This window comes from Streptomyces sp. NTH33 (assembly GCF_003236365.1).
Classification (GTDB): Bacteria; Actinomycetota; Actinomycetes; order Streptomycetales; family Streptomycetaceae; genus Streptomyces.
Map to the genome: position 1 here is coordinate 18,076 of NZ_POTZ01000021.1, position 13,814 is coordinate 31,889.

The window sequence follows — 13,814 nt, forward strand, 5'->3', positions numbered from 1 at the left end:
AGCGTCCCGGAGGACATCGCCGCGGACGTACGGGCAGCGGCTCAGGTCTCCCTCTCCGGCACGTAGTCGGCCTCCTCCAGCCCGAAGGTCCAGGCGACGCCCTCGCGGGCGGTCCGGGTTCGCGGCGGCACCCGCAGCCAGTACGTGCGGTGGGTGCCGTCGGGCTCCGGAGTGGAGTTGACCACCTCGACCATCACCAGCGGCTCGTCCCCCTCCAGTTCGATGCGCCAGAGCACGCCTGCCTCGTCGCGCTGCACGGGCTGGGCGCCGGACTCCTCCAGATAGCGGTCGTAGCCGTAGTGCTCCAGCATCACGCGGCGCAGCTCGGCGTTCTCCTCCTCGCGTATCCGCCGCGGGGTCAGTCCGGTCAGCTCGGCGAGGAATTCGGCGGGGACCGGCATGCCGCGCCAGGCGTGCAGCGCGAAACCGTCGGGGAAGGCGAGCGCCGGTCCGTCCGCGCGGTCGAGCCGGCCCGCCTCGTCGCGGTGCAGTTCCACGGGGCGTTCGGAGACGACCGCGGTCTTCTCGTACGGCCACCACCAGCCCGCGGCGCGGGCGACCGCGGCGGTCCCGGCGAGCGTGTCCCCGCCGTCCCCGCCGTCCTGGCCGTCGAAGGCCGCCAGCCAGGCCGCGTCGTGCTGGCCCAGGACCGCGTCGAGCAGCACGAGCCGTACGGCCTGCTCGTCCTCCGCCCCCCTGGCCAGTGCCTCGACCACGCCGGTCCGTATGCGCTCGGTCAGACCGACCGTGGTGTCCCACAGCTGAGCGCCCGTCAGGGCCCAGTGCCCGGCCCAGCCGGCCGGTCCGAGCCGGTCGAGGACACGCTTGCGTGCGGCGGCCCACGGCCGGGTGCGCACCTCGTCGCGAACGCCGCGGCCGGCCGTGCCCTCCGCCGTGAGACGTGCGGCCAGTGCCGCGCCCTCGCGGGGTGAGCCCACCCAGATGATGTGCTCCGGCTCGGGCAGCCCCGCCAGCCGGTAGGCCAGGCGTACGCCCTCCTCGGCCGCCGCGCGGTCCGCGGGGCCGGTCGCCGCCGCCACCTCGCGCCACACCGCCGTCGTGTCCAGCTGTGCCGTTTCCATCGGCGTCGTCACCGTTCCGCTCTCCCGCTGTCTCGGTCCGCTGTCTCAGGTCGCTGTCTCGGATCGCTGTCTCAGGTCGCTGTCTCAGTCCGCCACGACGCGTACCGCGCCGGGCACGTACTCACGCTGCCGCACCACGCGGTACCAGCCCTTCGGCAGCGGTATCGCGGCGTGTTCCTCGTGCACCAGCCGTCCGCCGTCCGGGAGATGGAGGTAGGAGGCCCCGAACGGCCCGGCCTCCCGGACCAGCGTTCCCGGCCCGACCACCGCGTGGGCGTGTCCGGTGACCTCGCCGAGAGCCAGCACGAGCCTCCCCCGCGCGTCCCTCGGCTGCTGCGGCAGCCGGTCCGTGCCCGGCGGCACGGCCGCCTCCGCCACAGGCACGATCAGGACGTCCCCCTGCCGGTACATGCATGTCTCCCTTCCCCGCCGGCACCTCGCCGACCGATGTCCACGACGCTACGCCGGGGCACTGACAACGCCTCCGGACCGCGTCCCCGGACCACACCCGGAGCACGAGTCCCGCACATCCCGTCACCGGCGATGTCAGAGCGGCTTGGTACAACTCTTCGCGAGCAACGCACCGCGTTCGGAGCCCAGGAGGCCAGCGACATGTCCCACGTCGAGCATCTGCAGGAACTGCACGGCCTCCCGGCCTTCGACTTCCCCGGCCCCCAGGCCCGGCGGGAGCTGCCGGAGGCGGGCGCCGTGGCCTGGCGGCTGTCCGTCGACCCTTACAGGGACTCCTCGCACGAGGAGTTCGGCGACCTGTGGGACCGCTTCCTCGACTCCGTGGACCCCTCGGGCGTCCGCGCGATCGTCGTGGGTCAGTGGGGCGAGCCGTACGACAACGACTCCAGCGGCACCGTGCGGCGCCTCGTGGAGGCCCGTGACCGGCTGACAGCGCTTCAGGCGGTGTTCATCGGGGACCTGGAACAGGAGGAGGCGGAGATCTCCTGGATCGAGCAGTCCGACGTCACGCCGGTCCTCGATGCCTATCCGCTGCTGGAGGAGTTCGGGGTCCGCGGCGGCACCGGGCTGCGCTTCCCGGCGGTCCGGCACCAGCACCTGCGCACGCTCTGCCTCGAGGCCGGCGGCCTGCCCGGTGAGGTCGTGCGCGGTGTCGCCGCCAGTGAGCTGCCCGCGCTGGAGTACCTGGAGATGTGGTTCGGCGTGGACGAGTACGGCGGTGACGCCACGGTCGCCGACCTCGCGCCGCTCCTGGCCGCGGGACGCTTCCCGGCGCTGCGCCATCTCGGCCTGCGCAACAGCGAGATCCAGGACGAGATCGCCGCTGCCGTCGCCGGGGCCCCGGTCGTGGCGCAGCTGAAGTCGCTCGACCTGTCCCTCGGCGTGCTCACCGACGAGGGCGTGACGGCGCTGCTCGGCGGCCAGCCGCTCACCCACCTGACCTGGCTCGACCTCCGCCACAACTTCGTCACCGAACCGGTGGCCCGGCGGATCCGGGAGGCGCTGGAGCCGTCCGGCGTCGAGGTCGACCTGTCGGAACGCGGCGAGGCGTGGGAGGACGACGGCGTCCTCCACCGCTTCACCGCCGTCGCGGAATGAGGCCGTCATGGCTTTCGCCCGTCACTTCGACACCTTCCGCGGCCTGCCCGTCTTCACCCTGCCCGGACTGCCCGGGTCCCGTGAAAAGCCCCTTCCCGCCGCGGGCGGCGTGGCCTGGCGCCTGGACTGCGCCTGGGACCTGCCGTTCGCCGAGCTGTGGCGGAGCTTCACGGACCGGGTGCCGAGCACGGAGGTGCGGACCCTGGTCATCGGGCCCTGGTGGGACGAGGAGGACGACGAGTACAGCGACCTGCGTCCGGTGCTGGAGCTGATCCTGGCCGACGCGGAGCGCTTCCCCGCGCTGCGTGCCCTGTTCCTCGCCGACGTCACCCGCGAGGAGTGCGAGATCTCCTGGTTGCGGCTCACCGATGCCACCCCCGTCCTGGAGACCTTCCCGCTGCTTCAGGAGCTGGGCGTTCGCGGCGGCGACTCGCAGGGGCTCGGCGAGGAGCCCCTGTCGCTGCGCCCGGTGCGCCACGACGCGCTGCGTGTGCTGCGGTTCGAGTCCGGTGGCCTGCCCGGGCAGGTGGTGCGGGCCCTCGGCGCCTGCGAACTGCCCGCTCTGGAGCATCTGGAGCTGTGGCTCGGCGTGTCCCAGTACGGCGGCGACACGACGGTGGCCGACCTCGCACCGCTACTCGCCCATGGGCGCTTCCCGGCGCTGCGCCACCTCGGGCTCCAGGACAGCGAGTTGCAGGACGAGATCGCGGCGGCGGTCGCCTCGGCGCCGGTCGTGGCGCAGCTGGAGTCGCTGAGCCTGTCCATGGGCACCCTCACCGACACCGGTGCCGAAGCCCTGCTCGGCGGTCAGCCGCTGACCCATCTCGAGCGGCTGGACCTGCACCACCACTTCCTGAGCGAGTCCATGGCCGACCGGATCCGCACGGCCTTCGGCCCCGCCGGGACCGAGGTGGACCTGTCGGACCGTCAGGCCCCACACCGATGGCGGGACGAGGAGTGGCACTATGTCGCCGTCTCCGAGTAGCCGGGTGCCCGCTGCCGGCCCAGGGCTTCGGTTCGCCGTCGTCGGCAACCCCGAGAACCGGCGGACGACGATGATCGCCGACGCCGTGCGCGCGGCGGGCCACGCGGCGCCCCGTGTGCTCGCGTGGCGGGACGTGCTGCGCGGACGGTACGCCTTCGGGCCGGGCGAGCTGGTACGGATCGACTCCCCCGGCGAGAACGCCGAGGTCGACCGGCTGCTGCGCGACACCGACGATCCCGCCCGGGTCGAGGGAACGGCTCTGTGGCACCGCCGTTTCACCGCCGCGGTCCGGGACGTGACCGCCGCGGCGCACCGTGCGGGCGCGGTGACGACCGCCGACCCGGAGGATGTCGCGGTCATGTTCGACAAGCGGCGCTGTCATGCCCGGCTCGCCGCCGCGGGCGTCCCGGTCCCGCCGGCGCTGGAAGGCCCGGTCAACGGCTGGGACGGGCTCCGGGAGCAGTTGGGGGCCGCCCGTATGTCGCGGGCGTTCGTGAAGCCGGCGCACGGGTCGTCGGCCTCCGGTGTCGTGGCCCTGGCGATGGCGGGGCCCGGCCGGGTCAAGGCGACGACCTCCGTGGAGACCACCGCCGACGGCCGCCTGTACAACTCCCTGCGGGTGCGCTACTACACCTCGGAGAGCGAGGTCGCCGCACTGGTCGACGCCTTGGTCCCGGACGGGATCCACGTCGAACGGTGGCTGCCCAAGGCCTCGCAGGGCGGCCGGGCCGCCGATCTGCGGGTGGTCGTGGTGGCGGGGCGCGCCACGCACGCCGTGGTGCGGACCAGCCGGCACCCCATGACGAATCTGCACCTCGGTGGCGCCCGCGGCGACCTGGAGGCGGCACGCGCGGCGATCCGGGCCGCCGGAGGCGGCTTCGCCGACGTGCTGGACGTGGCCGAGCGGGCTGCCGCGTGCTTCCCCCGCACGCTGTGCGTCGGCGTGGACATCCTGCCGGCCACCGGGTGGCGCCGCTTCGCCGTCGGTGAGGTGAACGCCTTCGGGGACCTGCTGCCCCGTCTGACCGGCCTGCCCGGCAGCGGCGCCGAGGGCCTGGACACCTACGCCGCGCAGGTTGCCGCCGCACCGGCCGCCGCACGGCGAGCGGAACGCGAAGAGCACCAGCAGCACCAGCAGCACCAAGAACACCAGGAGCACCACCATGACACCACCGCCTGACATGAACGAGGTCGTGGGCAGCCACGACCTCCTGCTGGTCACGCTCGACACCCTCCGCCACGACGTGGCGCAGGAGCTGGCGGCGGCCGGACGCATCCCGAACCTGGCCCGGCACCTGCCCGGTGGCGTCTGGGAGCGCCGGCACGCGCCCGGCAGCTTCACCTACGCCTCCCACCAGGCGATGTTCGCGGGGTTCCTGCCGACACCGGCCGCGCCGGGCCCGCATCCGCGGCTGTTCGCCGCCCGTTTCGCGGGCAGTGAGACCACCGCGAGCGGCACCTTCGTCTACGACACGCCCGACCTGGTCTCGGGTCTGGCCGCCGTGGGCTACCGCACCGTCTGCATCGGCGGCGTGGGCTTCTTCAACCAGCAGGGGCCGCTGGGCTCCGTCCTGCCCGGGATGTTCCAGGAGAGCCACTGGGAGCCGGAGTTCGGGGTGGCTTCCCCCACGTCCTTCGAGGCACAGGTGGCCTGCGCGGAGAAGGTCGTCGCGGAACTCCCCCAGGACCAGCGGCTGTTCCTCTTCGTGAACGTGTCGGCCCTGCACCAGCCCAACTGGTTCCACCTGCCCGGGGCCACGCGTGAGGCCGGCGACACACGGGACACCCACGCCGCGGCGCTGGAGTACGTGGACCGGCACATGGGACGGCTCCTGGCCGCCGCCGGCAGCCGCCGTCCGTGCTTCGCCATCGTCTGCTCCGACCACGGCACCGCGTACGGGGAGGACGGTTACAGCGGCCACCGCATCGGCCATGACGTCGTCTGGACCGTGCCCTACGCCCACTTCTTCGTCGACGGGACCCGATGACCATGCCCGCGCCCGCGCCCATGTCCATGCCCGTGCCCCTCGCCGAAGCAGCGGCCGCGCCCGCCGTCCGCCCGTACCAGCAGTATGTGTACGCGTATCCGCACAAGACCGCCTACCGTCCGCTGAACCGGGAGCACGCGTCGCTGCGCGAGCTGTGGGCGGACGAGCCGAAGGGCGCCCTCTCGCTCTACTTCCACATCCCCTTCTGCGAGGTCCGCTGCGGCTTCTGCAATCTCTTCACCCGGATCGGGGCACCCGACGGCCTGGCCACCGCCTACCTGGACGCCATGGAACGCCAGGCGGCCGCGGTGCGCGAGGCGCTGGGCGACGGGGCACGGTTCGCCAATGCGGCGTTCGGCGGCGGCACTCCGACCTTCCTCGAGGCCGCGGAGCTGGAGCGGCTGTGCGATCTCGCCGAGCGCGGCCTGGGCGCCGACCTGACCGCGATCCCGCTGTCGGTGGAGGCCTCGCCCACCACGGCGACCGCCGACCGGCTGGCCGTGCTGGCCGCCCGCGGCACCACGCGGCTGAGCCTGGGCGTGCAGAGCTTCGTCGACGCCGAGGCACGGACGGCCGTGCGCCCCCAGCGCCGGGCGGACGTCGAGGCGGCCCTCGCCCGGATCCGCGACGCCGGCATCCCCGTCCTCAACATCGACCTGATCTACGGCATCGACGGCCAGACCGAGAAGTCCTGGAGCCGTTCCCTCGACGCCGCCCTCGCCTGGCAGCCGGAGGAGCTGTACCTCTATCCCCTCTACGTGCGCCCGCTCACCGGTCTCGGCCGACATCGTGGGCAGACGCCCGGCGACGATGCCGCCTGGGACGAACACCGGCTGCGGCTGTACCGCCACGGCCGCGACCACCTGCTCGCGCGGGGCTACGAACAGGTGTCGATGCGCATGTTCCGCCGTGCGGGCGCCCCCGCCGGCGGCGGGGAGGACTACGCGTGCCAGACCGACGGCATGGTCGGCCTCGGCTGCGGCGCCCGCTCGTACACCTCCACGCTGCACTACTCCTTCGACTACGCGGTGGACATGCACCGCATACGCGGGATCATCGACGAGTACACCACCCGCTCGACCGACGACTTCCGCCGCGCCGACTTCGGCTGGGAGATGAACGGGGACGAGGCCCGGCGCCGCCATCTGCTGCAGTCGCTGCTGCAGGCCGCGGGCATGCCGGTCGCGGACTACCGGGCCCGTTTCGGCACCGCGCCCGGCGACGACTTCGCCGCCGAGCTGGACCGGTTCCGCGACCGGGGCTGGCTGGACGGCTCGGCCGGTCCAAAGGTGCTGCGGCTGTCCGCCGAGGGACTGGCCCACTCCGACGCGCTGGGCCCCGAGCTGTTCTCCCCCGCCGTGCGCGAGCGCATGGCCGCGTACGCACCGAAGTGACGAAAGGCCGCAGCCCGTATGGACCTGACGATCCTCTACCGCGGACCGCTGGCGTCGTGCGACTACGACTGCCCGTACTGCCCCTTCGCCAAGCGCCGGGACAGCCGGGCCCAGCTGGCCGCGGACCGCACCGCGCTGGAGCGTTTCGCCGCCTGGGCGGCCGCGCAGCGGGGCGACCGGCTCTCGCTGCTGTTCACACCGTGGGGCGAGGGCCTGGTGCGCTCCTGGTACCGGCGTACGCTCGCGGAGCTGAGCCGGCTGCCGCACATCCGCCGGGTGGCGATCCAGACCAATCTCAGCTGCCGTACGAACTGGCTGGAGGCGGCCGACCCGGACACCCTCGCCCTGTGGTGCACCTTCCACCCCGGGCAGACGCCGTACGACCGCTTCCTGGCCAAGTGCCACGACCTGGCCGCCCGCGGGGTCCGCCACAGCGTCGGCGTCGTCGGCCTTCCCGAGCACCTGGAGCACGCGCGCCGCCTGCGCGCCGACCTCCCCGCCCACGTGTACCTGTGGGTCAACGCCGCCGAGGGGCACACCTACACCGACGCCGAGGCCGGCCGGTGGACCGCCCTGGACCCGCTCTTCCCGTACAGCCGCCACCCGCACCGCAGCGCGGGCCTGCCCTGCCGTACGGGGGAGTCGGTCATCTCGGTGGACGGCGAGGGCACGGTGCGCCGCTGCCACTTCGTCCGCTCGGAGCTGGGCAACCTGTACGACGGCTCCTACCGGCAGGCCCTGCGCCCCCGCGCGTGCCCGCTGGCCGTCTGCGACTGCCACATCGGCTACGTCCACCTGGAGACGCTGCCGCTGTACGACGTGTTCGCGGGCGGCGTCCTGGAACGGATCCCGGCCGCGCCGCCCGCGGTTCGGCACTCGGTTCCGGCGCCCCGGTGACGAGCGGCCCCGCCGGCCGCGGACCTCGTCAGGCGGGGCGGCCGGGTGCCCGGTCGAAGTCGTCGTTGCTCATGCGCAGGAGCGCCACCCCGGCCCCGGCGAAGCCGACCGCGGCGACGAGCAGGCCGATGCCGGACGCGACGTGCCCCGGCATGAACGGGTGGGTGAACCCGCCCAGGGCCAAGGCGATGCCCGTCCAGGCCGGCGCGGCGCCGCTGCGCCACAGGGCGAGACCGAGCAGCAGCAGGCCGAAGACGATGCCGATGATGAACAGCAGGCCGCCGGTCAAGGCCAACGGGTCCTCCTCCAGGGCTTTCTGGAGCGCCGCCACCGTCGGCACGTCGAGGCCGTTCTTCGCCGTCGTGTACGCCAGCAGGTCGCCGCCCTGGTTCAGCGGAAAGCCGGCCAGTTGTCCCAGGAGCGCCAGGAGCGCGCCGGCGGTGGTGAGCCGGGGCGCGCCCCGGCGGGACACCCAGATCACGGCGAACGTCGCCGGAATCAGCAGGACCAGGAACGGCACGCCGAGGTACTGCGTGACGCGGGCCTGGTCGAGGTGGCCGGTGTAGGCCGCCACGGTGTCCTCGAACAACGTGCCCCCGTCGACGGGGCTGAGGAGGTGGCTGAGCCCCATGCCGGTCATCGGCAGCGGGGCGACGACGGCGAGCAGGACGCGCCAGAAGCCTCGCACGTCCTTCAGCGGCTTGCGCTGCGGCGAGGCCGCCCGGGCCGGCTGGGTGCGGGTGTCGGACTGCATGGTGGAACCTCCGTTCCGTGAAGGGTGAGGGTGGGTCAGCTCGTCTGCGGCGCCTTCGCCGGCCGGCCCACGGCGTACGCGAGGGCCAGGCCGGTGCCGACGGCGCTGAGTACGAGGCCGATGACGGCGCCGTCCCAACTCCGGACGAGCGCGACGACCGCGCCGGTCAGGTTGAGCGCGCCGACGGTGAGCACGGCGGGCGTGGCCCAGGCGGCGGAGCGGAGCAGGGCGATCGCGGCGACGAGGCCGGCGACGCCGAGCAGGCTGATCAGCCAGGCGGCCGGGGCGGGGATGCCGTTGCCCCCGTCGTCGAGGGCGATCTGGACGGCGACCGCGACGTCCGGGCCCGCTGGGGGCTGACCGCCGGGACCTTGAGCTTCGTGCCGATCGCCGCGCAGGGCCTGGTCAACATCCGGTTCCCGTCCGGGCGACCGGCCGGCCGGTGGAGCGCGGTCCTCGAGAAGGCGATCATCGTCTGCACCGCGCTCGTCATGGTGGGCGGACTGCTCGGCGGCACGAGCCTGCGGGACGTCGCGGGCGGCGTGACCGGACTCTCCCACCCGCTCACCGGCGGGACCGCGGTCGGCCGGATCGCCGACGCGGCGATCGGACTGGCGCCCGTGGTGGTGCTGCTCGGCCTGATCGCGGGCCTCGGTGTCGTGGTCCGGTTCGCCCGGGCCGAGGGCATCGCCCGCCAGCAGCTGAAGTGGCGGGCGGTCGGGGTGGTCGTGGCGCTGGCGCTGTTCCCGCTCGCCGTCACCGAGCGGCTGCCGTCGCTCACGAACACCGTGGACGCGGTCGTGTTCGTCCTGACCCTGGCCATTCCGGTGCTGCGCTACCGGCTGTGGTCGATCGACACGATCCTGCGCCGCTCCCTGGTCTACGGCGCGATCACCGCCGCTCTGGTCATCGGCTTCGCCGTGGTGACGGGGCTGGCCACCCGGGTGGTCTCCCGGCAGGTCGCGGCCCCGGTCGCCGCCGTGGCCGTGGCGCTGTCCTTCGTGCCGCTGCGCGACCGTACGCAACGCCTGGTGGACCGCCTCTTCTACGGCGGCCGCCAGGATCCCTACCGCACGTTGCGGGACCTGGGGCAGCGGCTCAACGCCGTCCCGGGCGGCGACGCGCTCGGCTCGTTCGGCCACGCGGTGGCGTCCGCGCTGCGGCTGCCGTACGTGGCCGTCCAGCGCGCCGACGGAACCCCGGTCGCCTCCTACGGCACGCCCGTCGAGCCGCTGGAGCGCTGGCCCCTGACGTACGAAGGCCGGATCGAGGGCTTCCTGGCGGCGTCGGCCCGGCGCGGCGAGGAGGGCTTCGACGACCGCGACCGCGGCCTGCTCTCCGACATCGCCGGTCAGCTCGGTCTGGCGCTGCACACCCGGACCCTCACCGCCGAACTGCTGCGGTCGCAGCAGCGCCTGGTCGCCGCGCGGGAGGAGGAGCGGCGGCGGCTGCGCCGCGAGCTGCACGACGGCCTCGGTCCGGTGCTCACCGCCGTCGGCCTCACCCTGGACGCCGCCCGCGCCCGGCTGGAGACCGACCCGGCCGCGGCCGACCAGCACATCGTCGAGGCCCGCGAGGCCGCCGCTCAGGCGCTGGCGGACCTGCGCAAGGTCGTGCACGGGCTGCGCCCGCCCGCCCTGGACGACCTCGGGCTCGCCGGAGCACTGCGGTCGCAGGCCGACCGGCTCACGGTGGGCTCGCCGCTGCGGGTCACCGTCGAGGCGGGCGAGCTGCCCGGCGTCGGCGTGACCGCGATGCGCGAACGCGCCGCGGAACTGGGCGGACGCTGTCAGGCCGGCCCCAGCCCCGACGGCGGCGCCGTCACCGCCTGGTTCCCACTCCCGGAGACGCCATGATCCGTGTGCTGCTCGCCGACGACCATCCTCTGGTGCGCCAGGGGATGCGAGCGGTCCTCGGCACCGTCGGCGGCATCGAGGTGGCCGGCGAGGCCGGCGACGGCCGGGAAGCCGTCCGCCAGGCCGTCGAACTACGGCCCGACGTCGTCGTGATGGACCTGCAACTGCCCGGACTGCACGGCATCGAAGCCACCCGGCAGATCCGGACCCGGGTGCCGCACACGGCCGTGCTGGTCCTGACGATGTTCGAGGACGACGCGACGGTCTTCGCCGCCGTCCGGGCCGGCGCGCTCGGCTACCTCGTCAAGGGGGCCGAAGGAGCGGACATCGTCGCCGCCATCCACGCCGCCGCGGCCGGGCAGCCGATCTTCGGCGCGGCACTGGCCGGCCGACTGCGCACCTGGTTCGCGTCGCCACCGCCGCAGGACGGCCCGTTCCCGGAACTCACCGCACGCGAACGGGACATCCTCGACCACCTCGCGGCCGGACTGTCCAACGCCGAGATCGGCGGGCGCCTGCACCTGTCCAGCAAGACCGTGGCGAACAACATCTCGGCGATCCTCACCAAGCTCCACCTCACCCAGCGCAGCCAGGCCATCATCCGGGCACGCGACGCCGGGCTGGGCCGCCCGCGCTGAATGAGGACTCCCGTCTCCTGGCTCGACGTCAGCTCTTCTCCGCGGCGCTCGCTCCGCGCTGCGCCAACGGGCGTCTGCCGTCGAGCCGCGGTCCCGCCCCGGTCGTCTCCGCACGGCCGCGCTCGGCGAGACGGCCGGCGCCGCACCGCTCCGCCAGCTCGACGCCCTCGGACAGGAGCCCGGCCGCCCTGTCGTCGTGGCCGCCGCGCCCGAGCTCCGCGCCGAGGTCGATCAGGGCCTCGGCGTAGGCGTGCCGGCTGGGGGACCGGCGCAGTACCCGCACCGCGCGTTCCCGCAGGGGCAGCGCCTGCCCGTCCTCGGCCACCGCCGCGCTGAAGGACAGCGCCTCGCCGATGGCGGTGGGGGTGCCGTAGTGCTCCGCCCGCTCCAGCATCCTCGCCGCGAGGGCGCGGGCACGCCGGGGGTCCTCCTCGGCGACGGCGAGGGCGAGGTGTCCCGCCCAGGGGCACCAGGTCGGGTTGAGGATGCCCTTGGCCTCCAGCCGTGCCCCGGCGGCGGTGAGCTGGGCCTCGGCCTCCTCGCGCAGACCGCGGGCGAGGAGCAGCCGCCCGTAGACCGTCTGGGAGTCCGGGAAGACCACCGCGTTCGGGTAGGGGGGCGCGAAGTCGTACGTCCTGGCGACGCGGAGCGCCTCCTCCGGGCGGCCCCGGGACAGCAGGACGTCCAGCAGCAGTCCTACGGCGTACCACCGGGCGGGGACCCGGTCGCCCACCCGCTCGGCCAGGCGCACTCCCTCACGCGCGCACTCCTCCGCCTCGGCCAGCATCCCGCGCCGCAGCCGGACCAGGCCGAGGAGAGTGAAACCGAAGGAGAGGTGGGCGCCGCTCCACCCGACCTGCTCGCACTCGGCGATGGCCGAACTGAACAGCTCCTCCGCGCGGTCGCATTCGTCGGCGTACATGTAGCCGAGCGCGGCCACGCTCGGCAGTTCGAAGCCCCAGTCCGGGTCGGTGTAGCTCATTCCCATGGCGCGTGCGGCGACGGCCAGTGTGTGCGCGGCCGGTTCCCCGCGCAGCGTCGCGTCCCAGGTGCGCAGGCACAGCAGGGCCCGTTCCTCGATGTTCTCTCCAGGCAGTCGCTCGACGAGCTCCGCGAGCCGGCGGGAGCGGTCGGACGCCTGCGTCTCGTGCGCGTCGAAGACCAGCCACAGATAGTGCGCCACCTGCAGGCGCAGCCGTGCTCGGGAGGATTCCGACCGGGCGACCTCGGCACCCACGACGGCGGCGGCTTTGGCGGGCTCGTCGTTGTGGGCGAACGCCTGGGCCAGCCGGAAGGTGGCGTTCTCCCTGAGCTCGGGGTTCAGATAGGGCTGCTCCAGGGCCGCGGTGAGGTGGTTGACCGTGGTGGCGGGGGCGGTGAGCAGGGCGGAGCAGCCGAGTTCGTAGAGCACGTCCGCGCGGTCCTCGGGCGCCGGCGGTTCGCGCAGCGCGCGTTCCAGACAGCGCCGGGCCGCGTCGGGTGCGCCCAGACGGAGGTTCTCGCGTGCGGCGGCGCGCAGTTGCCGGACGGTGTGCGGGTCGCCCTCGGGATGGGTCTCGAGCAGATGCCGGGCGGCGGCGATGATGCCCAGGCCGGCGTCGGTCACCGCCCAGGCGGCCTGTCCGTGCAGCGCGGTGCGTGTGGTCGGCGGGATGGCCTGGTACACGGCGGTGGCGATGAGCGGGTGGATGAACTCCAGGGTCCGGGTGCCGGTGAGGATACGGGCGAGCCGCAGCCGGTCCACGGCGCTCTGTGCCTCGGCCGGCGGCAGTCCGGCCACCGTCGCGGCCAGCTCCGCGGAGATCTCGGTGCCGAGCACCGCGGCGGCCCAGGCGAGCCGGACGGCGACGTGGCCGAGCCGTTCCAGGCGTTTGACCAGTCCGGTGCCCCGCGCGCTCGCACCGAGTTCGCGCAGCAGGGAGGCCGACTCCGCGTCCGGGGTGAGGCCGCGGTCCTGGACCCTGGCCATGAGCTCGACGGCCTCGTAGGGGTTGCCGCCGGTGACCACCCAGCACTCGCGGCAGAAGACGTCGTCGGCTGCCGCTCCGAGTGAACTCCGCACCAGTTCGGCCACCGCCTCCGGGCTGAGGGCGTGCAGCGGGATCGGGCGTGCGCCGCGGCCGTCGATCAGTTCGCGGAACGTCTGGGCCTCGGCGGGCACTTCGTCCGGGCGGTAGCCGATGACCACCAGCACGGGGAGTTCCCGCGCGCGCACCGCGAAGGCGGCGAGCCAGGCGAGCGACTCCAGGTCCGCCCAGTGGGCGTCGTCGAGGACGATCACGACCGGTGCCCGGCGCACGGCCACCTGGGTGACGACCCAGTCCAGACCGTCCCGGACGCCCTGCGGGTCCGGGACGGCGGTGCCGGTCTGCTGGGCGAACAGACCGACGGCCGGGCCGGCGATCTCGTACCACCCGCCGAAGATCTCACGGCGCTCGGCCTCGGTGCAGGAGGCGAGGTGGGGCTGCAGCAACTGGCGTACGACGTGGAAGGGGACGGTGTGCTCCTGCTCGCTGCCCCGGGCGGACAGCACGGTGCAGCCGCGGGCGGCGGCCATGCGCCGGACCTCGGTCAGCACGGTCGTCTTGCCCAGTCCGGCGGCCGCGCTGAAGAACAGCAGCCCGCCCCGCCTGCCTTCGCCGTCCTCCCCG

13 protein-coding genes are annotated in these 13,814 nt (G+C 74.0%); 8 read left to right on the plus strand and 5 right to left on the minus strand.

Going from position 1 to position 13,814, the window contains the following annotated elements:
- Positions 1-41: 41 nt before the first annotated feature.
- Together C1I97_RS03890 and C1I97_RS03895 are read right to left on the minus strand one after the other, a co-directional pair.
- Entirely contained in the window at positions 42-1,082 is a 1,041-nt protein-coding gene (locus C1I97_RS03890; RefSeq protein ID WP_111001810.1) for a DUF6745 domain-containing protein, read from the minus strand.
- A gap of 84 nt (positions 1,083-1,166) precedes the next feature.
- Positions 1,167-1,493, minus strand: coding sequence for a hypothetical protein (locus tag C1I97_RS03895; protein WP_111001811.1), 327 nt, complete (start codon positions 1,491-1,493; stop codon positions 1,167-1,169).
- A gap of 201 nt (positions 1,494-1,694) precedes the next feature.
- Here C1I97_RS03895 and C1I97_RS03900 point away from each other — a divergent pair, with 201 nt between their 5' ends.
- The 6 genes from C1I97_RS03900 to C1I97_RS03925 are packed head-to-tail and all read left to right on the plus strand — an operon-like array spanning position 1,695 to position 7,915.
- Positions 1,695-2,651 (plus strand): STM4015 family protein, encoded by a 957-nt coding sequence (locus C1I97_RS03900; protein WP_111001812.1) that lies wholly within the window; start codon positions 1,695-1,697, stop codon positions 2,649-2,651.
- Positions 2,652-2,658: 7 nt separating this feature from the next.
- The gene (locus C1I97_RS03905; protein ID WP_111001813.1) at positions 2,659-3,636 is read left to right on the plus strand and encodes an STM4015 family protein; all 978 of its coding nucleotides are present in this window, start codon (positions 2,659-2,661) and stop codon (positions 3,634-3,636) included.
- The gene (locus tag C1I97_RS03910; protein ID WP_111001814.1) at positions 3,617-4,816 is read left to right on the plus strand and encodes an STM4014 family protein; all 1,200 of its coding nucleotides are present in this window, start codon (positions 3,617-3,619) and stop codon (positions 4,814-4,816) included. Before C1I97_RS03905 ends, C1I97_RS03910 begins: the two co-directional genes overlap by 20 nt.
- A 1-nt stretch (position 4,817) precedes the next feature.
- Positions 4,818-5,624, plus strand: a complete 807-nt coding sequence (locus C1I97_RS03915) for an STM4013/SEN3800 family hydrolase (protein ID WP_111001815.1) — start codon at positions 4,818-4,820, stop codon at positions 5,622-5,624.
- 26 nt (positions 5,625-5,650) lie between these two features.
- On the plus strand, positions 5,651-7,018 hold the full coding sequence (locus tag C1I97_RS03920; RefSeq protein ID WP_181446549.1) for an STM4012 family radical SAM protein: 1,368 nt from the start codon (positions 5,651-5,653) through the stop codon (positions 7,016-7,018).
- An 18-nt stretch (positions 7,019-7,036) separates the two neighbouring features.
- Positions 7,037-7,915, plus strand: coding sequence for an STM4011 family radical SAM protein (locus tag C1I97_RS03925; RefSeq protein ID WP_111001817.1), 879 nt, complete (start codon positions 7,037-7,039; stop codon positions 7,913-7,915).
- A gap of 28 nt (positions 7,916-7,943) precedes the next feature.
- On the opposite strand, the gene C1I97_RS03930 is transcribed toward C1I97_RS03925, so the two are convergent.
- A complete protein-coding gene (locus C1I97_RS03930; protein WP_111001818.1) occupies positions 7,944-8,669 on the minus strand; it encodes a hypothetical protein in 726 nt (241 codons plus the stop codon).
- 35 nt (positions 8,670-8,704) lie between these two features.
- Positions 8,705-9,229, minus strand: a complete 525-nt coding sequence (locus C1I97_RS39190; RefSeq protein ID WP_146608150.1) for a hypothetical protein — start codon at positions 9,227-9,229, stop codon at positions 8,705-8,707.
- Between C1I97_RS39190 and C1I97_RS03935 the strand changes: the two genes are divergently transcribed.
- Positions 9,212-10,525, plus strand: a complete 1,314-nt coding sequence (locus tag C1I97_RS03935) for a sensor histidine kinase (protein ID WP_146608151.1) — start codon at positions 9,212-9,214, stop codon at positions 10,523-10,525. The genes C1I97_RS39190 and C1I97_RS03935 overlap by 18 nt on opposite strands.
- The gene (locus C1I97_RS03940) at positions 10,522-11,163 is read left to right on the plus strand and encodes a response regulator transcription factor (RefSeq protein ID WP_181446548.1); all 642 of its coding nucleotides are present in this window, start codon (positions 10,522-10,524) and stop codon (positions 11,161-11,163) included. Before C1I97_RS03935 ends, C1I97_RS03940 begins: the two co-directional genes overlap by 4 nt.
- A 28-nt stretch (positions 11,164-11,191) precedes the next feature.
- Here the strand turns inward: C1I97_RS03940 and C1I97_RS03945 are convergent.
- The coding region (locus C1I97_RS03945) for an ATP-binding protein (RefSeq protein ID WP_111001820.1) at positions 11,192-13,814 on the minus strand (2,623 nt) is incomplete at its 5' end.

Coding starts and splice junctions, on each gene's coding strand:
- C1I97_RS03930 (WP_111001818.1), bottom strand. CDS start 8,669: ATGCAGTCCGACACCCGCACCCAGCCGGCCCGGGCGGCCTCGCCGCAG.
- C1I97_RS03905 (WP_111001813.1), top strand. CDS start 2,659: ATGGCTTTCGCCCGTCACTTCGACACCTTCCGCGGCCTGCCCGTCTTC.
- C1I97_RS03915 (WP_111001815.1), top strand. CDS start 4,818: ATGAACGAGGTCGTGGGCAGCCACGACCTCCTGCTGGTCACGCTCGAC.
- C1I97_RS03925 (WP_111001817.1), top strand. CDS start 7,037: ATGGACCTGACGATCCTCTACCGCGGACCGCTGGCGTCGTGCGACTAC.
- C1I97_RS03895 (WP_111001811.1), bottom strand. CDS start 1,493: ATGTACCGGCAGGGGGACGTCCTGATCGTGCCTGTGGCGGAGGCGGCC.
- C1I97_RS03900 (WP_111001812.1), top strand. CDS start 1,695: ATGTCCCACGTCGAGCATCTGCAGGAACTGCACGGCCTCCCGGCCTTC.
- C1I97_RS03890 (WP_111001810.1), bottom strand. CDS start 1,082: ATGGAAACGGCACAGCTGGACACGACGGCGGTGTGGCGCGAGGTGGCG.
- C1I97_RS03940 (WP_181446548.1), top strand. CDS start 10,522: ATGATCCGTGTGCTGCTCGCCGACGACCATCCTCTGGTGCGCCAGGGG.
- C1I97_RS03920 (WP_181446549.1), top strand. CDS start 5,651: ATGCCCGTGCCCCTCGCCGAAGCAGCGGCCGCGCCCGCCGTCCGCCCG.
- C1I97_RS03910 (WP_111001814.1), top strand. CDS start 3,617: ATGTCGCCGTCTCCGAGTAGCCGGGTGCCCGCTGCCGGCCCAGGGCTT.